Below are 18,327 nucleotides of genomic sequence, written 5' to 3' on the forward strand. Positions count from 1 at the left end.
CGCGGCAACTCACTTATCACGCGGCGATCAAGTCCGAGCGGGCCATGGACGGGGAGAGGGTCCGCGACCTGACGTTGGTGTCGTCGGCGTGCAAGGCGTTGGCGTCGGATGTGGCGATGGATGTCACCACCGATGCGGTGCAGTTGCTGGGCGGGTATGGGTATACGCGGGAGTTCCCGGTGGAGCGGATGATGCGCGACGCCAAGATCACCCAGATCTATGAGGGGACCAACCAGATCCAGCGCATGGTCATCGCCCGCCAACTCCTCAAATAACCGGAAGCCGAACCTCGAACAGCGCGCCGCCCTCCGGGGCGTCGCCGACGGTGAGCTCCCCGCCGTGCGCGACGACCAGGTCCCGGGCGATGGCGAGGCCGAGCCCCGCGCCGCCCTCGTCCCGGCTGCGCGCGTCGTCCAGCCGGACGAACCGCTCGAAGATCCGCGCGCGGTCGGCGGGCGGCACGCCGGGCCCGTCATCGGCGACGCGCAGCACCGCCGTCCCGCCCTCCGCGCGCAGCGACAGCCGGACGGCCGCGTCCGCGTGCCGCTCGGCGTTGTCCAGCAGGTTGCCGACGACCCGGGACAGCCGTCCAGACACCCCCGTGACCTGCGGGTCGCCCTCGATCGACGCCCGGACGGGGATCCGGTTGCCGGGCGCACGCCGGTCCAGCTCGTCCCGGACGAGGGGGCCGAGCGCGACGGGCCGCTCCGGCGGACGGTCGCCCGCGTCGATGCGGGCGAGCAGCAGCAGGTCGGCGGCGAGGTGCTGGAGCCGGACGACGTCCGCGATCAGGCCCGGTACGTCCAGCAGCTCCGGATGCGCAGCCGCGACCTCCAGTTGCGTGCGCAGCGACGCGATCGGGCTGCGCAGCTCGTGCGAGGCGTCCGCGACGAACCCGCGCTGGCGCGCCACCGAGTCCTCCAGCGCGGCGAGGGTCTCGTTCGTGGTGGCGGCGAGCCCGGCGATCTCGTCCCGCGCGTCCGGGACGGGCACCCGCCGCGCCAGGTCGCCCGCCGCCGTGATCTCCGCCAGCTCCGCCCTGACCGCCTCCACCGGACGCAGCGCCCGCCGCGTGACCAGCCACGTCACGCCCGCGACGACGGCGAGCAGCAGCGGCAGGCCCGCGAGCATCGCCCGGGCGACGGTGCCGACCGCGTCCCGCGCGGCGGCGAGGTCGGCGCCCGCGTAGACGGTGACGGTCTCGTCCCGCGGCGTCGTCACCTGGACCGCCGCGAACCGGTAGTCGGCCGTGCGGCCGTCGACGGTCGCGCTGCCGGTGGTGAGGTGCGGATCGTCGTCGGACACCTCACCGCGTCCCGGATCGTCGCCGCCGTGCCTGCCGCGCCGTCCGCCGTCGTCCCCCGGCTCGCCCGACGGACCGGGGCGGACGTTCGGCGACCCCGTGCCCGTGATCTTCCGCAGGTCGTCGCTGGCCGCCAGGACCCGGCCGCGCTCGTCCACGACCTGGACGGGGTGCTCCTCGCCGTCCGGCAGGTCGAGGCCCCCGAACGACGCGCCGGTGGCGAGCTGCGACGCGATCTCCCGCGCGGTCACCTCCGCCTGCAGATCGGTCTGCCCGCCGAGGTTCGCGCGCAGCAGCAGCACGACCGCGAGCCCGGCCGCGACCAGCGCGCCCGCGACGACGGCGGTCGCGCCGAGCGTCGTCCGCGCCCGAACCGACGACGGCAACCGCGCCATGTCAGGCGCCCCCGTCCCTGGCCAGCCGGTACCCGGCCCCGCGCACCGTCATGATCGACTTGCGCCCGAACGGGACGTCCAGCTTGCGGCGCAGCGCGCTCACGTACACCTCGACGATGTTCGGGTCGCCGCCGTAGGCGAGGTCCCAGACCGCCTCCATGATCTGCGCCTTGGACACGACCTGGCCCGCGTTCGCCGCCAGGTGCTCCAGCACGGCGAACTCTTTGGCGGTCAGCTCCACCTCGGCGTTCCCGCGGAAGACGCGCCGCGCCGCCGGGTCGACGGTCAGGTCGCCGAGCACGATCGACGGGGCCGCGCCGCGCGTCCGGCGGCGCAGCAGCGCCCGGATCCGGGCGACGAGCACCACGTACGAGAACGGCTTGGTCAGGTAGTCGTCGGCGCCCGTGTCGAGGCCCTCGGCCTCGTCGTACTCGCCGTCCTTCGCGGTCAGCATCAGGATCGGCGTCTCGTCGCCCGCCGCGCGCAGCGCCCCGCACACCCGGTACCCGTTCATGCCGGGCAGCATGATGTCGAGGACGATCAGGTCGAACTCCCCGCCGAGCGCCCGGTCCAGCCCCCGCGCGCCGTCGTGGACGGTCTCGACCACGAACCCCTCGGCGGCGAGCCCGCGGGCGAGGGACGTGGCCAGGCGTTTCTCGTCCTCGACGATCAGCAGGCGCATGCTCTCAGCGTGCCAAATCCTCCCTGAAGAAGGCTTCAGGTTGCTTCAGCGGGGCCACAGGAAGCCGCGCCACCTTCGGAAGCGCGGCGGCGGACGGTCCGCCGCCGCGACACAGGGAGGTTCGATGAAGACCGACGCACGGCGCCTGGCCACGGGACGCGGGCTGCTGGTGACGGTGGTCGCCGCGGGCGTCCTCGCGGGCGGGGGAGCGGCCACCGCCTTCGCCGCGACCCACGACGGATCCCCGCCCGCGTCCCCGTCCGAGCGGGCCGACAGCCCGCCGCCCGCGACGGCGGTCACCGCGTCCCAGGCGGTGGACGCGGCGCTGAAGGCCGTCCCCGGCAAGGTCGGGGAGATCGAGCTGGACGACGAGGACGGCAAGCCCGTCTGGGAGGTCGACGTCCTCGCGGACGGCGGCGGATGGCGCGACGTGACCGTCGACTCCGGCACCGGCACGGTGCTGACGAACCGCGCCGACGACCACGGCGACGACCGAGGCGACGGTCGGGGCGACGGTCGGGGCGACGGTCGGGGCGGTCACAAGGACGACGACCAGGCCGAGGCCGCCGCGCTGCGCAAGGCGGCGGTCACCGCGTCGGGCGCCGCCGACGCCGCGCTCAAGGCCGTCCCGGGCCGCGTGACGTCCGCCGAGTTCGAGCAGGAGCACGGCAGGACGTACTGGGAGGTGGACGTCACCGGGAACGACGGCGCCGAGCACGAACTGCGCGTGGACGCCGCGTCCGCCAAGATCCTCAAGTCCGAGACCGGCGACTGACCGACGCGCGCCGACGCGCGCCGACCGCGTTGACATGCAACCGTCCGGCTGCCTATGGTGAAAAGGCAGCCGGACGGTTGCATGTCAAGGGGACGACGCATGGACGAGGTCTTCAAGGCGCTGGCCGATCCCAGCCGCCGCCGCCTGCTGGACGGCCTGAACACCCGCAACGGGCAGACGCTCCGCGAGCTCTGCGCCGGGCTGGACATGACCCGGCAGTCGGTCAGCAAGCACCTCGCCGTCCTGGAGGCCGCGGGCCTCGTCACCACGTCCAGGCGGGGCCGGGAGAAGCTGCACCACCTCGACGCCGCCCCGATCAACGCGATCGCCGACCGCTGGATGAGCCGCTACGACCGCCAGCGGGCGAGCGCCCTCGCCGACCTGAAGACCGCACTGGAGGAGGAGCACGACGCCATGACCGACAGTGAGTTCGTCTACACGACCTATATCAAGACCACGCCGGAACGACTCTGGCAGGCGCTGACCGACCCGGCCTTCACCCGGCGTTACTGGGGCGTCGCCTTCGAGACCGACTGGAAGCCCGGCTCCACGATCACCTGGGTCGAGGACGGCGCCACCACCGCCGACCCGGAGCAGGTCGTCCTCGAAGCGGAGCCGGGACGCCGCCTGTCCTACACCTGGCACACGTTCACGCCGGAGTGGGCGAAGGCCGTCGGCGTGGACGAGGAGACCCGCGCCGCCCTCCTCGCCGAACCGCGCTCGAAGGTCACCTTCGAGATCGAGCCCGCCGGGGAGACCGTCAAGCTCACGGTCGTCCACGAAGGGGGAGAGACGCTGCTCGGCATGTCGCGGCATGGCTGGCCGCAACTCCTGTCCGGCCTGAAGACGCTCCTGGAGACCGGCGAGCCCCTGCCCGCCCCCACCACCGGCTGACCGTCACTCCCGCCGCGAGTTGACCAGGCGGCAGTCGAGGGGAGCGCTCGACGTCTCTGGGACGGGTCGGCGCTCCGCGCGGTTTACCTCGCGGTCACCCGGCCGTGCGTGGATCGGGACGCGGTCAGAGGAGCATGCCGCTGCCGCCCGACTCCTCCTCGCCGTCGGTGCTGGGCTCGGGTTCGAGGTACTCGTCGTCGGGCCACAGCTCGTCGGCGAGGAACGCGAGGTACTCCTCGTCGACGGGGTCGAGCTCGGCGGTCATCGACTCGGGATGGACGGCCGGCACGCCGCCCGGCGGTGGATCGTGCGACGGTCCGACGGGCATGGGGCGGAGCAGGTCCGGCATGCACAGACCGAACAGGGCGACCAGGGACACGAGGACCAGGACTGTGATCACGCCACACCGTCCTTTCGCGGTCGAGTTCCACATGATTCTTGCGTAAGTAGCGAAACAAGTGAACGCTACCGGGGGACTCCGCCGGATGGGAGCCCGATACGCGAATCGCCGGGCATACCAGACCCCCGAAGCCTCATGTGGACGCGCGTACGACACGGACCCGGCCAGGTTCGGCCAGGGCTTCCGGTGAGGCCCCTCTCCCAGGCTGGACGTGATCGTCCCGCGGGGGCGCCGCGACACGCGGGCAGGGGTGAGCTCCGGCGTCCGGATCAGGTGTTTCCGGGCACGCCGGGCAGGCCGGGCCGAGCCCGGCGAAATTGATCAGGTGGTCGTCGTGGAGGCTAGGCGGCGGTGCTCGGACGGTGCGGGGCGATGACCCGGCCGTCCGGCAGCAGCTCGCCCGTGTCCTCGAAGACGACGATGCCGTTGCAGAGCAGGCTCCAGCCCTGTTCCGGGTGGCTGGCGACGGTGCGCGCGGCCTCGCGGTCGAGGGCGTCGGGAGCCGGGCAGTGCGGCTGGTGGCAGCAGATCGAGTCGGGTTGAGCGGTCACAGGGTCCTCCACGTGTCCCCAGTGATTAAGGACATAGATGCAGCCTGCCGCTGCTCGTCCGAAATATGCAAGGGGATGAGGGATTCTTTACCGTACTTAACGTGTGAAGCCGGACAAGGTGGGGCAACTACCCGGTTTTCACCGCAAGAGACCCCCGTCAGGCTCGTCGCCGTGGTCCACGTCCAGGCCGACGACGGACGTGCAGCCCGTGCAGATCCACTCGGCGATGACCGCGTCCGAGCTGGTGGCGTGCGTGCGGTACGGGCGCTCGACCTGCCGCCGCCGCATCCCGTGCCCGCAGGACGGATGCAGCAGCCGGCCGCAGTTCGGGCACGGCCAGACGTCCTCGCGCCGGAGATTGCACTGGGGGCACTGCGGTGAGACATAACACCCGGGTGTCTCGGCGTGTTCCAGTTCCTCCGCCCATTCGTGCTCCAGGTCGAGGTACTCGTCGCCAGGCCAATGGTGGTCGGCCAGCCATGCGAGGTACTCCTCGTCACCCGGGCCGAGGACGGCCGTCAGGGACTCGGGGTGCCCTTCGTGCGGGCGTTCTTCGCGCAGGCCGCGCCGCGTTGTGGCCAGGAAGGTCAGCAGGCCGAGGAGCGCGGCCGCGGCCAGGCTGGTCGCCATGGGCATCGCGGCGTCCTTATACGATCTTGTGGCGGGAATGTCCGTTCACGAATTCGCTTCACAAAACGCTGCGAACGCTACAAGAAAGGGTCTTAACGGAAAAGTCGATCTATAAAGATTCTTTACAGGTCGGCTGACCGGCCGCGATGTCCGAAACCGGCGCCCACAGGGCCCGCTGCCTGCGACAACCGGGGTTCCGGGCGTCCAGGGACACCCGTCCCGGGCGGGCCGGGTTTCACTCTCCGCTGAATCCGGCTCGGCCCGCACGGCCGGGAACGGCCACCGTCCGGGGTCCGACGGCCACCGTCCGGGGAGGCGCCACCCCCGTCCGGACGCGGGCGAGGGCCCGGCTCCGCGCCTCGTCGCACGGTTCGTCCGGACGCGGTCGAGGTGCCTGGCTCCGTGCCTCACGCACGGTTCGTCCGGTCGCGGGGAGGCGCGCGGCTCCGCGTCTTTTCGGACGGCCCGGCCAAGACCGCTCGGGGTGTGGTTTTCCGCAGGTGCGGGGTGCGGCGCGTGGCCGGACGGTCCGGCGGCGCACTCCATGGTCGCGGGCCCGCCCGGTTCCTAGCGTCGAAGCATGATCGAAACGGTGTACGCGGCGTCCGGAGGCGAGCCCGCGGGCGGCGTCGCGGGCTGGGCGACCGACCTCATGGACAAGCTCGGCGCGCCCGGCGCGGGGCTCGCCATCGCGCTGGAGAACCTGTTCCCGCCGCTGCCGAGCGAGGTGATCCTCCCGCTCGCCGGGTTCACCGCCGCGCAGGGCCGGATGAGCCTCGCGGCGGCCCTGCTCTGGACGACCCTCGGCAGCCTCGCCGGAGCGCTCGCCCTCTACGGCGTCGGCGCGCTGATCGGCCGCGACCGCGTCCGGGCGCTGGTGGCGCGGCTGCCACTCGTCAAGCTCTCCGACCTCGACCGGACGGAGGCGTGGTTCGCGCGGCACGGCGCCAAGGCGGTGTTCCTCGGCCGCATGATCCCGATCTTCCGGAGCCTGGTCTCGGTCCCGGCGGGGGTGGAGCGGATGCGGATGACGACGTTCCTGCTCTACACCGGCCTCGGCAGCCTGCTGTGGAACACGGCGTTCGTCCTGGCCGGGTACGGGCTCGGCGACAACTGGCGGACGGTCGAGGAGTACGTCGGCGTGTACTCCAAGGCGGTCCTGGCGGTGGCCGCCGTCGCGGTCGCCGCGTTCGCCGCCGTGCGTATCGTGAAGGGACGGCGGACCGGAGAGCATCGGGCGGGGACACGAGAGATCGAACGTGATCGGATCTTCTGACGCCCGGAACACCCGCCGACGACGACCCGCGCGGACGGTCGCGCGGGTCGCGGCCGGCCTGCTGCTGGGCGCGGTGACGGCGGGCGCGGAGCTGGTCCTGCTGGCCGCCGCGGCGCTGCTGATGGCCTATTCGCTGGCCTTCTCGCGCGGCCGCCGGACCGTCCCGGGGGTCGTCGCCGACACCACCCGCGCCGCCGCCGAGCTGGAGCGCCGGCGCCTGCGGACGTTCCTCGACGAGCGCGGGCCGGCCGACTACGGGCCGCTGCGGGCGCTGGCGTACCTCGTCCTGCGGGTGCCGGTCGGGCTGCTCGGCGGCGTGATCCTCTTCCTGCTCGCCTACGGCGCCGCGATGGCGGCGGAGCTCGCCGCGAGCTGGTGGATCACCGGCGACTACATGGACGGCATCCCGCCGACCCCGTGGATCGTCGTCTACACGGCGGTGTTCGGGCTGGTGCTGCTGTTCCTGGCCGTCCAGGGCCTGGCCGGGGTCGCGGCCCTGGAGCGGACGGTGGCCCGCCGCTGCCTCGGCCCGAGCCCGCTGGAGGAGTACGAGCGCCGCATCGCGCGCCTCTCGGTGACCCGCGCGCAGGTCGTGGACGCGGTCGACGACGAGCGCCGCCGCATCGAGCGCGACCTGCACGACGGCGTCCAGCAGCGGCTGGTGGCGCTCGGCATGCTGATCGGCCGCGCCCGCCGCGCCGGGGACGCCGACCGCGCGTCCGACCTGCTGCGGCAGGCCCACGAGGAGTCGGCGCGCGCCCTGGAGGACCTGCGGGAGGTCGCCTGGCGCGTCTACCCGGCCGCGCTGGACGGCGAGGGCCTGCGCGCCGCGCTGGAGACGGTCGCCGAGCGGTCGCCGCTGCCCGTGGAGATCGGCTACGCCGTCCCAGAGCGCCCGCCGCGCGCGGTCGAGACCGCCGCGTACTTCGTCGTCTGCGAGGCGGTCACGAACGCCGCCAAGCACTCCGGGGCGAGCCGCGTGAATGTGGACGTCACCGGGTCGGCCACAATGATCGGCGTGCGCATCGAGGACGACGGTTCGGGCGGAGCCGACCCGGCGGGCGGCGGGCTCGCGGGCCTCGCCCGCAGGGTCGCCGCGCTGGACGGCGAGTTCGCCGTGTCCAGCCCGCCCGGCGGCCCGACCCTGATCACCGCGAACCTGCCGTGCGGGTGATGCCGCCATGCGGGTGATGCCGCCATGCGGGTGATGCTGGCCGAGGACTCGACGCTCCTCCGCGAGGGCCTCGTCCGGCTGCTCGCCGAGGAGGGCCACGAGGTCGCGGCGGCGGTCGGGGACGGCGACGCGCTCCTCGCGGCGGTGGACGCCGGTCCGCCGGACGTCGTGGTCGTGGACGTCCGGATGCCGCCGACGCACACCGACGAGGGCCTGCGCGCCGCGCTGGAGATCAGGCGGCGGTGGCCGGACGTGGGCGTGCTCGTCCTGTCCCAGTACGTGGAGAAGCGCTACGCCGCCGAGCTGATCACCGCGGACTCCGGCGGGGTCGGCTACCTGCTGAAGGACCGCGTCGCCCAGGTCGACGAGTTCCTCGACGCGCTCGACCGGGTCGGCGGGGGCGGCGCGGCGTTCGACCCGGAGGTGGTGCGGCGGCTGCTCGCCGCGCACGGCGCCCGGGACGACCCGCTCGCCCGGCTGACCCCGCGCGAGCGGGACGTCCTCGGCGCCATGGCGCAGGGCCACACCAACGCGTCGATCGCCGCGAGCCTGCACGTCTCGCAGAGCGCCGTGGAGAAGCACGTCAACCAGATCTTCGACAAGCTCGACCTGTCGCACGCCACCGGGTACAGCCGCCGCGTCCTCGCCGTCCTGCGCTATCTGGGCTCGGAACCGCCCGCCCGAGAATCGGACTAACAGCAATAAATCGGGTAGGGGTTTCGGACGATCCTCAATCGCGGAGGGAGGGGTCGTGGCGGACACCAACCGAGGCGTCGTGTACCAGCGGCCCGGCGAGGTCACGGTCGAGGACCTGGACTTCCCGAAGCTCGAACTGGCCGAGCAGAACGGCCGCAAGCTGGAACACGGCGTCATCCTCAAGGTACTGGCCACCAACATCTGCGGGTCCGACCAGCACATGGTGCGCGGCCGGACGACCGCGCCCGCCGGGCTCACGCTCGGCCACGAGATCACCGGCGAGGTGATCGAGACCGGCAGGGACGTCGAGTTCATCAAGAAGGGCGACCTCGTCAGCGTCCCGTTCAACATCGCCTGCGGACGCTGCCGCAACTGCAAGGAGCGCCACACCGGCGTGTGCGAGAACGTCAACCGGGACCGTCCGGGCGCCGCCTACGGGTACGTCGACATGGGCGGCTGGCACGGCGGGCAGGCGCGGTACGCGGTCGTCCCGTACGCCGACTTCAACCTGCTCAAGTTCCCCGCCGACCGGGACACGGTCATGGCGAAGCTCGAAGACCTGGCCATGCTCTCGGACATCTTCCCGACCGGCTACCACGGCGCCTACACGGCGGGCGTGACCACGGGCTCCACCGTGTACGTGGCGGGGGCGGGCCCGGTCGGGCTCGCCTGCGCCACCGCGTGCCACGTCCTCGGCGCCGCCGTCGTGATCGTCGGCGACATGAACGAGGGGCGCCTCGGGCAGGCGCGCGAGTTCGGCTGCGAGACGATCGACCTGTCGCGGCACGACGACGTGGCCGAGCAGATCGAGCAGATCCTCGGCGTCGGCGAGGTGGACGCGGCCGTCGACTGCGTCGGGTTCGAGGCGCGCGGCCACGGGCCGAAGGGGTCGGCGGGGGAGCAGCCCGCGACCGTCCTCAACACGCTGATGGACATCACCCGCGCCGCGGGCGGGCTCGGCATCCCCGGCCTGTACGTCACCGGCGACCCGGGCGCGGAGGACGAGAACGCGAAGGTCGGCCAGCTCGGCCTGCGGATCGGCCTCGGCTGGGCCAAGTCGCTGTACTTCGTCACGGGCCAGTGCCCGGTGATGAGCTACAACCGGCAGCTCATGATGTCGATCCTGTACGACAAGGTGCAGATCGCGCGGAACGTCAACGCGGCCGTCATCCCGCTCGACCAGGCGCCCGAGGGTTACGCCGAGTTCGACAAGGGCGCGGCGCGCAAGTACATCCTCGACCCGCACGGCGTGGTCGCCGCCGCTGCCTAACCGACGGCAGGCCGGCTCCGCTTCGTCCTGTGCGACGGGACGAAGCGCGAGCTAGCCGCGTCCGGCGCCGGGCCGTCGCGGACCGGCGATCATGATCGCCTCGGTCTCGGTGAAGTAGGCGGCCGCCGCCTCGCGGGCGCGGCCGGGGTCCCCGGCGCACACCGCCTCGATCAGCGGCGCGATCCGAGCGGCCGCGACGGCGGGGTCGGTGAACGCGTGCGCGAACCCGTCCCGGACGGCCAGGTAGGCGTTCAGCAGAGCGTTGATCATGAACCCGTAGACCCGGTTGCCGGTCGCGGCGGCGATCACCCGGTGGATCTCGCACTCGGCGAGCTGCGCGGTGGAGGCGTCCTCGGCGTCCCGCAGCACCGTCGCGAGGCGCCGCAGCCGGTCGCGGTGCTCGGCCGTGGCGTGCGCGGCGGCCTTCCCCGCGATGTGCGCGCCGATCTCCCTGCGGACCTCGAAGACCTCCCGCATCCAGGCGGGGCCGACCGTGCTGACCAGCATCGGCAGCAGCTCGGGGCCGCCGAGCCGCTCGTAGTCGCGGACCCGCGTCCCGACGCCGTGCCGCGTCTCCAGCAGCCCCGCCTGCGCCAGCCGGACGATCGCGTGCTTCAGCGACGTCCGCGTCACCGCGTACCCGGCCGCGAGCTCCCGCTCCGGCGGCAGGTACGAGCCGGGCGGGTAGCGGCCGCTCAGCACGTCGTCGCGGAGCCGGTCGACGAGGGCGTCCACGACGGTGTCGCGGGGGATGGGCGAGGGCGGCACAGTGCCTCCAGTGGTCCACTGGATCATCCACTGGACCATACCGCCTCCGCGAGATCCGTGGCAGGGTGGGACCCTGACCACAGGCTCGGGGAGCCTCCGGCCGAGTTCAAGAGGGGGACGCGCATGCTCGGCACGCTCGACTGGCGACCGGCGGGCGACCGTCCGGACCTGCTGGCCGGCCCGGTCGCGGCGGCGATCGCGGCGGTGCCGGACGCCGAGACCGCCGAGATCGACCCCGAGCTGGCCGACACGGCGGCGTTCTGCGAGCGGTACGACGTCCCGCTCGACGCCAGCGCCAACTGCGTGGTCGTCGCCGCCAAGCGCGGCGGCGAGGTCGGCTACGCGGCCTGCATGATCTTCGCCACCGGCCGCGCGGACGTGAACGGCGTCGTCCGCAAGCGCCTCGGCGCCCGCAAGGCGTCCTTCGCCCCGATGGCGGACGCGACGTCCCTCACCGGCATGGAGTACGGCGGCATCACCCCGGTCGGCCTCCCCGAGGGCTGGCCCATCTTGGTGGACGAGGCCGTCGCCGCCGCGTCCCGCGTCGTGATCGGCAGCGGCCTGCGCCGCTCGAAGCTCCTCGTCCCGGGCAAGGCCCTGACCGTCCTTCCCGGCGCGGAGGTCCTGGCCCTCGCGCTCTAACCGGATGCCCGGTGACCGGATCGGGTGACCCACGCGCTCAGGAGGGGACCGAGTCGACCGGGTACCGGGCGCCGCCCACGGCGCGGGCGCGGTCGAGCAGCGTCCGGTTCGCGGCCAGCATCGTCTCGACGGGCGCGCATCCGGGCGACGCCGCGCGCAGCACGCTGAACAGGACGGCCTCCCCGCCCGCCACTGGAGCGCGCCCGGACCGCAGCGCCTTGACCAGGACGACGCCGCTGAGCCCGAGGTCGTCCGCGGTCGTCTCCGCCATCGTCGCCCCGATCACCTCCGCCGCCCGTGGCACCGGCAGGAACACCATGCCGAGCGGATGCGGCCGCGCCCACTCGCCGAGCGCGATCAGCTCCTCCACGTCGGGACGCATCCGGTCGCAGAAGTCGAAGTACGCGAGCTCCTCGGCCTCGGCGGTGCCGGGCGGCGGCTCGCCGCCGTCCCCGTGCAGGACGGCCTTGACCTCGTAGGCCCACCCGACGTCCGTGGGCTTGATCTGGCCGGACACCTCCTCGGCCCGCGCCTCGCGCTGGACGCGCAGCACGTCCGCCGCGTCCCGGCACGGGACGGTGCAGGACAGCACCCGCTCCGGAGCCGGGACGAGCCGCAGCTCCACCGCCGTGATCACGCCGTGCCGCCCGAGCCCGCCGAGCACCGCGTCGAACACCTCGGGAAGGACGCCGGGGGAGCAGCGCACCGCCTGCCCGCCGACGACGGCGTCCAGCGCGCGGACGTTGTCGGCCTGCGTGCCGTACCGGTGGGACGTGCCGCCGACGCCGCCCGCGGAGAGCGTCCCGCCGACGGTCAGGTCGAGGTAGTCGGTCAGCACCGGCGGCGTCAGCCCGTGCGGCAGCGTCGCCGCGAGGACCTCCCGCCAGGTCGCCCCGGCCCCCGCCACCGCCGTGCCTCCGCCGTCCGCCGCGCCCGTCTCGACCACGTCGACGCCGTTCAGGCCGCGCAGGTCGAGCGACACGCCGGACGTCAGCGACTGGCCGTAGGTCGAGTGCCCGAGGCCGCGTGGCAGCGCCTCCAGGCCGTCGGCGGCGGCGTCCCGGATAGCGGCGGCGACCTCGTCCGCCGACCCCGGCCGCACCACCCGGACGGGCGTCCGCTCCACGATCCCACCGAAGTCGCGCATGCCCCCACCCTCTCGCGAACCCGTTCCCCACCGCCCCCGACCCGCCGGGCGCTCAGGAGCACCCGGAGCGGCAGTGAGCGCGGGGACGCTAGGCGGAGCGCGCAGGTGGCTCAGCGGGCGCGGAAGCGGCTCAGGCGCGGCTCAGGCGGGGCGCGTGGGCGGCTCAGCGGGCGCGGAGGCGGTCGGTGACGCGGCCGAGGGCGTCGCCGAGCACCGCGAGCTCCTCCGGCGTCAGCACCTCGATCAGCGTCTCCCGGACGACGCGCCGGTGCCCCGGCCTGGCGCGGGCCAGCCGCTCGGCGCCCGCGTCGGTCAGCTCGGCCCAGACCGAGCGCCGGTCGTCCTCGCAGCCCGTCCGCCGGACGAGCCCGGCGCGTTCGAGCTGGGTCACCTGGTAGGTCAGCCGGCTCTTCGACACCATCACCTTGCGCGCGAGGTCGGACATCCGCAGCCGGTTGCCGTCCGCCAGCGACAGCCCGACCAGCACCTCGAACTCGGGGTGCGAGAGCCCGCCGTCCCGCTTGAGCTGCCGCTCGATCTCGTGGTCGATCAGGTGGCTCGCGGCGAGGAAGGCCATCCAGGCGCGCAGCTCATCCGGTCCGAGGGCGTCCGCACCGTCGCTCATATGGAGATTCTAGTTGTCTCGAACATTTTTCGAAGTTTCTAAATGGTCTGGATTTGAATCACCCTGCTAGCGTCGGGAAAGTTCATATTTGAATCTTCAACCGAAGGAGACGAGGCATGCTCCCACCCCGCCGCCACCCCGTCATGCCCGACGCCGGACTCCTCCTCGGACGGCTCGCGGTCGGTGTGATCTTCGTCGCGCACGGCTGGCGGAAACTCGTCGACGAGGGCCACGCGGAGGTCGCGAGGTCCTTCGACCACCTCGGCATTCCGGTGCCGAGCGTGTCCGCGCTGTACTGCACCCTGGGTCGAGCTGCTCGGCGGCCTCGCGCTCATCGCCGGTTTCCTCGTCCCGCTCGCCGGGGTGCTCATCGCGCTGAACATGGCTGGAGCGTTCTGGTTCGTCCACATGGACAACGGCCTGTTCTCGGAAAAGGGCGGCTACGAGTACGTGATGGTCCTCGCGGCGGTCTCGGTGCTGTTCGCGCTCACCGGCGCCGGCCGGTACTCGCTGGACGCCGTCCTGTGGACCCGCTCCGGCGAGGGCGCGGAAAGGGACCCGGAGTCCGTCCGCGCCTGACCCGCCCCCGACCCGCCTGACCATCCCTCCGCTCGCCTGACCCACCCCAACCAGCCCGTCCGCGCCCGCGCGGCCCGGTCCTCGCGACCGCCGCCGCCCGCGCGGGCGGGCTGGCGGCGTCTACGGGTGAAATGTGATGTATGTAACTTTTTGTCCGACTATCCGGTCCGTGACTCGTCCACCGTGACCGGACGATCAACTGGGGTCACCTGCCGGGAAAGGAATCTGGTCCGATCCAATCCCCGCCGGGGGTGTCCCCACCCTCCTGACACCGACCTTTTCTGGACATCAGCCCTTAACGTCGAAGTGACAAGATGTTCCTGATGACCGTTTCTGGGCATGGTGATCACTGAATGTTCCTGGAGAGGCAGGTCGCAGGTGTCGCGCGGTAGTGAGTTCGTGGTGGTGGCCAATCGGCTTCCGGTCGATCGGAACGTCGGGGCGGACGGGGTGCCGCGCTGGCGGCGGAGTCCAGGGGGCCTGGTCAGCGCCATCGCCCCGGTGATGCGGCGCAGGAAGGGGACCTGGATCGGCTGGACGGGCGCCCCGGACGAGGAGCTGGAGCCGTTCGAGGAGGACGGCATGGCCCTCCATCCCATCGCGCAGTCCGCGCGCGAGGTCGAGCTCTACTACGAGGGCTTCTCGAACGCCACGCTGTGGCCGCTCTACCACGACGTCGTCGCCCCGCCGGTCTACGACCGCGCGATGTGGGACGCCTACGTCGGGGTCAACCGGCGGTTCGCGGAGGCGGCGGCGAAGGTCGCGGCCGAGGGCGCGATCGTCTGGGTGCAGGACTACCAGCTCCAGCTCGTCCCGCGGATGCTGCGCGAGCTGCGTCCCGATCTGCGCATCGGGTTCTTCCTGCACATCCCGTTCCCGCCGCTGGAGCTGTTCTGGCAGCTTCCGTGGCGGCGGCAGATCCTGGAGGGCCTGCTCGGCGCCGACCTGGTCGGCTTCCAGCTGCCGGGGGCGGCGGCCAACTTCGTCCGGCTCTGCCGCCGCCTGCTCGACGCCCGCTACGTCAAGCAGGACGTGTACTGGGACGACCGCGTCGTCCGCGCCCGCGCGTTCCCCATCTCGGTGGACGTCGGCGAGCTGAACGACCTGGTCGGACGGCAAGACGTGCAGGAGCGCGCCAAGGAGATCCGCAGCGACCTCGGCGACGCGACCATCCTCCTGGGCGTCGACCGGCTCGACTACACGAAGGGCATCACGCAGCGGCTCCAGGCGTTCGGCGAGCTGTTCGAGGACGGCCGCATCAAGCCGGGCCAGGCGGTGTTCGTGCAGATCGCGACGCCCAGCCGGGAACGGGTCGAGCAGTACCAGCTGCTCCGCGAGGAGATCGAACAGCTCGTCGGTCGCATCAACGGCGAACACGGCGAGATCGGCTTTCCGGTCATCCACTACCTGCACAGTTCGTACGACCGGGCCGAGCTGACCGCGCTCTACCTGGCCGCCGACCTGATGGTGGTGACCCCGCTGCGGGACGGCATGAACCTCGTCGCCAAGGAGTACGTGGCATGCCGCAAGGACCTGCGCGGCACGCTCGTGCTCAGCGAGTTCACCGGCGCCGCCGCCGAGCTGCGGCGGGGCGCGTTCATGGTCAACCCCTACGACATCGACGGCCTCAAGGGCACCCTGCTCGCCGCGCTGGACGCCGAGCCCGCCGACCAGGCGCGGCGGATGCGCTCGATGCGCCGCCGCGTGATCGAGCACGACGTGGACCGCTGGGCCCACGAATTCCTCAGCGAGCTGGAGAATCCGGTGCGGTCGTCGGATCGGGCCGAGTCGCTTCCGGCGGCGATGGAGGGCTGACCCGCAGGTCGAAGGCCGCCCACACGGCCTTGCCGCCGGTCGCGAGCCGCGCCCAGCCCCAGGCGTCGCTGATCGCGCCGACGACGAGCAGGCCGCGGCCGCCCTCGAAGAACCGGTCGGGATCGCTCGGGACCGGCTCGGGCGCGCGTCCGCCCGGGTCGGTCACCGAGACGACGAGCCGCCTCGGGTGACCGACCAGGACGAGCTGGATCGGACACAGCGGTAGCGGTTGGGGAAGCCCTTCCATACCGTGCCGGAGTGCGTTCGTCACCAATTCGGACACGGTGACGACGACGTCCCCGGTCTCCTCCGACACGCCCCAGGCGTCCAGCGTGAGCTGCGTGAACTCGCGCGCCGCGCGGGGCGCGGTGATCTCCGCGGGGAACACGCGGCGCGCCGTGCGCGGGGTTCCGGCGTGCGGCGCGGGCCAGCGTCCGGCCAGGCCGGGCACGGCGACCGGGACGTTCGCGGGGACGGGAGCTGGGACGTTCGGGCCTTGCGGCGCGGCGGCGGGAGAGTCGGGCCATGGATGAAGGGCCGCGGGGCGCCGCGACCGTCCGCTTCCCATGGCGGCGGGAGCAGCGACGTCGTCTGCCTGGTCAACGGTCATGGTCATTAACCTCAGGGCGTGCGGGGTGGTCACCGGCGAGCGTTCGCTATCTTGCTCCTCAAGTCGTGCAGATGCAAGACCGTCTGCATGAACGGATGCAAGAACGAATGCACGTGCATCTCGTACCATTTGTGTGGGGTGGGGCGAGATCGCGGCCTTCCGGGTTCGGAAGGCTGAGACGCCTAGAGGGGGCAGACCAACGATGGACGGCCATCAGATGCTGGACGTCTTGCGCAGCGAACTCGTCTGGCAGAAGAGCCGGCGGAGCAATCCGTCCGGCAACTGCGTCGAGATGGCGGAGCTCCCCACCGGGGAGATCGCCGTGCGCAACTCCCGAGACCCCGAGGGGGCGGTGCTCGTCTACACCCGCGAGGAGGTGGAGGCGTTCGTGGGCGGAGCCAAGGACGGTGACTTCGACCACATGCTCGTCTGACCCGGCGGACGTCGCCCGGGAGACCGCCCGGTAGACCGAATGTCATTTCATCCGGCGGTCCCGCCGGGTAGCGTGCGGCCATGCACCTGGGGCAGAACGCCGGGCTGACGCCCGACAAGCCCGCCGTCATCATGGCGGGCTCCGGGACGGTCGTGACCTACAGGGAACTGAACGAGGAGTCCAACCGGCTCGCGCAGTTGCTCCGCGCGGAGGGGCTGCGGCCGGGGGACCACATCGCGTTCATGCTGGAGAACCACCCGCTCTACCTGGCCATAGCCTGGGCCGCGCAGCGGTCCGGGCTTTATTACACGGCGATCAGCAGTCGGCTCCAGCGGGACGAGATCGCCTACATCGTGGGCAACTGCGGGGCCAAGGCGTTCATCGCGGACGCGGCGGTCGAGAACGCGCGCCCCGCGCCGGACGTGCCGCTGCGCTTGATGCTCGGCGGCACGTCCCCCGGCTACTCGTCCTACGAGGAGAGCGTCGTCCGGTGCCCGTCCACGCCCATCGAGGACGAGTGCGAAGGCTCGGACATGCTCTACTCGTCCGGGACGACCGGTCGTCCCAAGGGAGTGAAGCCGCCCCTCTCCAAGGGCCCCATGGGCAGCCAGAACATCCTCCACGGCCTGCTTTCGCTGCTCTTCCAGCCCGACGCCGACTCGGTGTACCTGTCCCCGGCGCCGCTCTACCACGCGGCCCCGCTCCGCTACTGCCTCACCATGCACCGCTTCGGCGCGACGGTCGTGGTGATGGAGAAGTTCGACGCCGAACAGGCCCTCGCCGCCATCGAGAAGTACGGCGTCACCCACAGCCAGTGGGTGCCCACCATGTTCATCCGGATGCTTCAGCTCCCGGAGGAGACCCGCGCCCGGTACGACCTGTCGACGCTGCGCGCCGCCGTGCACGCTGCCGCGCCGTGCCCCGTCCCGGTCAAGGAGCGGATGTTCGACTGGTGGGGTCCGATCCTGCACGAGTACTACGCGGGCACCGAGGCCAACTGCTTCGTCTACGCGGGTCCCGACGCCTGGCTGGCCCACCGCGGGACGGTCGGACGTCCCATCCTGGGCGAGGTCCACGTGTGCGACGAGGACGGCCGCGAACTCCCGCCCGGCACTCCGGGGACGCTCTACTTCGACAAGGGCCCCCGTTTCGAGTACCACGGCGACGAGGCCAAGACCGCCGCGTCCCGCGACCCGCTGGGCCGCGGCTGGACGACCCTCGGCGACATCGGCTACGTCGACGAGGACGGCTTCCTCTACCTCACCGACCGCCGCGCCTACATGATCATCAGCGGCGGGGTGAACATCTACCCGCAGGAGGCGGAGAACGTCCTCGCCGTCCATCCCCAGGTCGCGGACGTCGCCGTGTTCGGCGTCCCGGACGAGGAGATGGGCGAGGCGGTGCGGGCTGTCGTCCAACCGCACTCCATGGACGACGCGACCCCCGCACTGGCGGCCGAGCTGATCGCCTACTGCCGCGACCACCTGGCCCACTACAAATGCCCCCGCGCGATCGACTTCCGCCCAGACCTCCCACGGCACCCGACAGGCAAGCTCTACAAACGCCTACTCAGAGACGAATACTGGCCCACCAAACACCCCACGACCTCTTGAGCGTCCGCCTCAGCGCTGCCTGCGACAACTTGAAACCGCCTGGCTGAGC

21 protein-coding genes and 1 pseudogene are annotated in these 18,327 nt (G+C 72.2%); 13 read left to right on the top strand and 9 right to left on the bottom strand.

Translation table 11 applies throughout. The annotated features are described in order from the left end of the window. Nucleotides 1-275, top strand: a 275-nt coding sequence (locus FXF68_RS39605; RefSeq protein ID WP_281292265.1) for an acyl-CoA dehydrogenase family protein, incomplete at its 5' end; no start/stop codon positions are given. Here the strand turns inward: FXF68_RS39605 and FXF68_RS39610 are convergent. Further along, nucleotides 268-1,698 (bottom strand): sensor histidine kinase, encoded by a 1,431-nt coding sequence (locus FXF68_RS39610; protein WP_148767976.1) that lies wholly within the window; start codon nucleotides 1,696-1,698, stop codon nucleotides 268-270. The genes FXF68_RS39605 and FXF68_RS39610 overlap by 8 nt on opposite strands. Nucleotide 1,699: 1 nt before the next feature. Then, nucleotides 1,700-2,380, bottom strand: coding sequence for a response regulator transcription factor (locus tag FXF68_RS39615; protein ID WP_148767977.1), 681 nt, complete (start codon nucleotides 2,378-2,380; stop codon nucleotides 1,700-1,702). Nucleotides 2,381-2,504: 124 nt separating this feature from the next. On the opposite strand from FXF68_RS39615, the gene FXF68_RS39620 reads away from it, so the two are divergent. Both FXF68_RS39620 and FXF68_RS39625 read left to right on the top strand, forming a co-directional pair. Then, nucleotides 2,505-3,155, top strand: a complete 651-nt coding sequence (locus tag FXF68_RS39620; RefSeq protein ID WP_148767978.1) for a PepSY domain-containing protein — start codon at nucleotides 2,505-2,507, stop codon at nucleotides 3,153-3,155. 99 nt (nucleotides 3,156-3,254) lie between these two features. Beyond that, nucleotides 3,255-4,049 (top strand): ArsR/SmtB family transcription factor, encoded by a 795-nt coding sequence (locus FXF68_RS39625; protein ID WP_148767979.1) that lies wholly within the window; start codon nucleotides 3,255-3,257, stop codon nucleotides 4,047-4,049. A gap of 124 nt (nucleotides 4,050-4,173) precedes the next feature. Here the strand turns inward: FXF68_RS39625 and FXF68_RS39630 are convergent, their stop codons facing one another. From FXF68_RS39630 to FXF68_RS39640, 3 genes are all read right to left on the bottom strand, one after another. Continuing rightward, the gene (locus FXF68_RS39630) at nucleotides 4,174-4,449 is read right to left on the bottom strand and encodes a hypothetical protein (protein WP_148767980.1); all 276 of its coding nucleotides are present in this window, start codon (nucleotides 4,447-4,449) and stop codon (nucleotides 4,174-4,176) included. Nucleotides 4,450-4,790: 341 nt separating this feature from the next. Then, the gene (locus FXF68_RS39635; protein ID WP_148768109.1) at nucleotides 4,791-4,979 is read right to left on the bottom strand and encodes a DUF5999 family protein; all 189 of its coding nucleotides are present in this window, start codon (nucleotides 4,977-4,979) and stop codon (nucleotides 4,791-4,793) included. 159 nt (nucleotides 4,980-5,138) lie between these two features. Further along, nucleotides 5,139-5,636: a hypothetical protein gene (locus tag FXF68_RS39640; RefSeq protein ID WP_246179199.1), complete on the bottom strand. Its 498-nt coding sequence runs from the start codon at nucleotides 5,634-5,636 to the stop codon at nucleotides 5,139-5,141. A 574-nt stretch (nucleotides 5,637-6,210) separates the two neighbouring features. Between FXF68_RS39640 and FXF68_RS39645 the strand changes: the two genes are divergently transcribed. The 4 genes from FXF68_RS39645 to fdhA are packed head-to-tail and all read left to right on the top strand — an operon-like array spanning nucleotide 6,211 to nucleotide 10,046. Next, nucleotides 6,211-6,906, top strand: coding sequence for a DedA family protein (locus FXF68_RS39645; RefSeq protein ID WP_148767981.1), 696 nt, complete (start codon nucleotides 6,211-6,213; stop codon nucleotides 6,904-6,906). Beyond that, nucleotides 6,890-8,080 (top strand): sensor histidine kinase, encoded by a 1,191-nt coding sequence (locus FXF68_RS39650; RefSeq protein WP_246179200.1) that lies wholly within the window; start codon nucleotides 6,890-6,892, stop codon nucleotides 8,078-8,080. The genes FXF68_RS39645 and FXF68_RS39650 overlap by 17 nt, the downstream gene beginning before the upstream one ends. A 24-nt stretch (nucleotides 8,081-8,104) precedes the next feature. Continuing rightward, a complete protein-coding gene (locus tag FXF68_RS39655) occupies nucleotides 8,105-8,776 on the top strand; it encodes a response regulator (RefSeq protein WP_148767982.1) in 672 nt (223 codons plus the stop codon). 55 nt (nucleotides 8,777-8,831) lie between these two features. Further along, the gene (gene fdhA, locus FXF68_RS39660; RefSeq protein WP_222870317.1) at nucleotides 8,832-10,046 is read left to right on the top strand and encodes a formaldehyde dehydrogenase, glutathione-independent; all 1,215 of its coding nucleotides are present in this window, start codon (nucleotides 8,832-8,834) and stop codon (nucleotides 10,044-10,046) included. A 51-nt stretch (nucleotides 10,047-10,097) separates the two neighbouring features. Here fdhA and FXF68_RS39665 read toward each other — a convergent pair whose 3' ends face one another. Further along, the gene (locus tag FXF68_RS39665) at nucleotides 10,098-10,814 is read right to left on the bottom strand and encodes a FadR/GntR family transcriptional regulator (RefSeq protein ID WP_222870318.1); all 717 of its coding nucleotides are present in this window, start codon (nucleotides 10,812-10,814) and stop codon (nucleotides 10,098-10,100) included. 123 nt (nucleotides 10,815-10,937) lie between these two features. On the opposite strand from FXF68_RS39665, the gene FXF68_RS39670 reads away from it, so the two are divergent. Then, entirely contained in the window at nucleotides 10,938-11,456 is a 519-nt protein-coding gene (locus tag FXF68_RS39670) for a YbaK/EbsC family protein (RefSeq protein ID WP_148767984.1), read from the top strand. Between the two features lie 37 nt (nucleotides 11,457-11,493). Here FXF68_RS39670 and FXF68_RS39675 read toward each other — a convergent pair whose 3' ends face one another. Continuing rightward, nucleotides 11,494-12,603, bottom strand: coding sequence for an FAD-binding protein (locus FXF68_RS39675; RefSeq protein ID WP_148767985.1), 1,110 nt, complete (start codon nucleotides 12,601-12,603; stop codon nucleotides 11,494-11,496). A gap of 163 nt (nucleotides 12,604-12,766) precedes the next feature. Next, nucleotides 12,767-13,228 (bottom strand): MarR family winged helix-turn-helix transcriptional regulator, encoded by a 462-nt coding sequence (locus tag FXF68_RS39680; protein WP_148767986.1) that lies wholly within the window; start codon nucleotides 13,226-13,228, stop codon nucleotides 12,767-12,769. A 143-nt stretch (nucleotides 13,229-13,371) separates the two neighbouring features. Here FXF68_RS39680 and FXF68_RS44595 point away from each other — a divergent pair. The 3 genes and pseudogenes from FXF68_RS44595 to FXF68_RS39690 all read left to right on the top strand — a co-directional run. Continuing rightward, nucleotides 13,372-13,464 (top strand): annotated as a pseudogene (locus tag FXF68_RS44595) (DoxX family membrane protein); the annotation flags it as partial. 145 nt (nucleotides 13,465-13,609) lie between these two features. Next, nucleotides 13,610-13,807 carry a DoxX family protein gene (locus tag FXF68_RS44310; RefSeq protein WP_246179211.1) on the top strand — a complete coding sequence of 66 codons (198 nt, stop codon included), beginning with the start codon at nucleotides 13,610-13,612 and terminating at the stop codon, nucleotides 13,805-13,807. Nucleotides 13,808-14,185: 378 nt separating this feature from the next. Beyond that, on the top strand, nucleotides 14,186-15,622 hold the full coding sequence (locus tag FXF68_RS39690; RefSeq protein WP_281292266.1) for an alpha,alpha-trehalose-phosphate synthase (UDP-forming): 1,437 nt from the start codon (nucleotides 14,186-14,188) through the stop codon (nucleotides 15,620-15,622). On the opposite strand, the gene FXF68_RS39695 is transcribed toward FXF68_RS39690, so the two are convergent. Continuing rightward, on the bottom strand, nucleotides 15,552-16,232 hold the full coding sequence (locus tag FXF68_RS39695; RefSeq protein WP_148767988.1) for an ATP-binding protein: 681 nt from the start codon (nucleotides 16,230-16,232) through the stop codon (nucleotides 15,552-15,554). The genes FXF68_RS39690 and FXF68_RS39695 overlap by 71 nt on opposite strands. A 202-nt stretch (nucleotides 16,233-16,434) precedes the next feature. On the opposite strand from FXF68_RS39695, the gene FXF68_RS39700 reads away from it, so the two are divergent. Continuing rightward, on the top strand, nucleotides 16,435-16,665 hold the full coding sequence (locus FXF68_RS39700; RefSeq protein ID WP_067890834.1) for a DUF397 domain-containing protein: 231 nt from the start codon (nucleotides 16,435-16,437) through the stop codon (nucleotides 16,663-16,665). An 80-nt stretch (nucleotides 16,666-16,745) separates the two neighbouring features. Then, the gene (locus tag FXF68_RS39705; RefSeq protein WP_148767989.1) at nucleotides 16,746-18,278 is read left to right on the top strand and encodes an AMP-binding protein; all 1,533 of its coding nucleotides are present in this window, start codon (nucleotides 16,746-16,748) and stop codon (nucleotides 18,276-18,278) included. Nucleotides 18,279-18,327: the final 49 nt, after the last annotated feature.

Source organism: Actinomadura decatromicini (assembly GCF_008121305.1).
GTDB lineage: Bacteria > Actinomycetota > Actinomycetes > Streptosporangiales > Streptosporangiaceae > Spirillospora > Spirillospora syzygii.

Excerpts from the sequence above, each read along its gene's own strand:
- FXF68_RS39680 (WP_148767986.1), bottom strand. The coding sequence starts at position 13,228 with ATGAGCGACGGTGCGGACGCCCTCGGACCGGATGAGCTGCGCGCCTGG.
- FXF68_RS39615 (WP_148767977.1), bottom strand. The coding sequence starts at position 2,380 with ATGCGCCTGCTGATCGTCGAGGACGAGAAACGCCTGGCCACGTCCCTC.
- FXF68_RS39670 (WP_148767984.1), top strand. The coding sequence starts at position 10,938 with ATGCTCGGCACGCTCGACTGGCGACCGGCGGGCGACCGTCCGGACCTG.
- FXF68_RS39700 (WP_067890834.1), top strand. The coding sequence starts at position 16,435 with ATGGACGGCCATCAGATGCTGGACGTCTTGCGCAGCGAACTCGTCTGG.
- FXF68_RS39705 (WP_148767989.1), top strand. The coding sequence starts at position 16,746 with ATGCACCTGGGGCAGAACGCCGGGCTGACGCCCGACAAGCCCGCCGTC.
- FXF68_RS39620 (WP_148767978.1), top strand. The coding sequence starts at position 2,505 with ATGAAGACCGACGCACGGCGCCTGGCCACGGGACGCGGGCTGCTGGTG.
- FXF68_RS39655 (WP_148767982.1), top strand. The coding sequence starts at position 8,105 with ATGCGGGTGATGCTGGCCGAGGACTCGACGCTCCTCCGCGAGGGCCTC.
- FXF68_RS39625 (WP_148767979.1), top strand. The coding sequence starts at position 3,255 with ATGGACGAGGTCTTCAAGGCGCTGGCCGATCCCAGCCGCCGCCGCCTG.
- FXF68_RS39640 (WP_246179199.1), bottom strand. The coding sequence starts at position 5,636 with ATGCCCATGGCGACCAGCCTGGCCGCGGCCGCGCTCCTCGGCCTGCTG.
- FXF68_RS44310 (WP_246179211.1), top strand. The coding sequence starts at position 13,610 with ATGGCTGGAGCGTTCTGGTTCGTCCACATGGACAACGGCCTGTTCTCG.
- FXF68_RS39645 (WP_148767981.1), top strand. The coding sequence starts at position 6,211 with ATGATCGAAACGGTGTACGCGGCGTCCGGAGGCGAGCCCGCGGGCGGC.
- FXF68_RS39675 (WP_148767985.1), bottom strand. The coding sequence starts at position 12,603 with ATGCGCGACTTCGGTGGGATCGTGGAGCGGACGCCCGTCCGGGTGGTG.
- FXF68_RS39610 (WP_148767976.1), bottom strand. The coding sequence starts at position 1,698 with ATGGCGCGGTTGCCGTCGTCGGTTCGGGCGCGGACGACGCTCGGCGCG.
- FXF68_RS39695 (WP_148767988.1), bottom strand. The coding sequence starts at position 16,232 with ATGACCGTTGACCAGGCAGACGACGTCGCTGCTCCCGCCGCCATGGGA.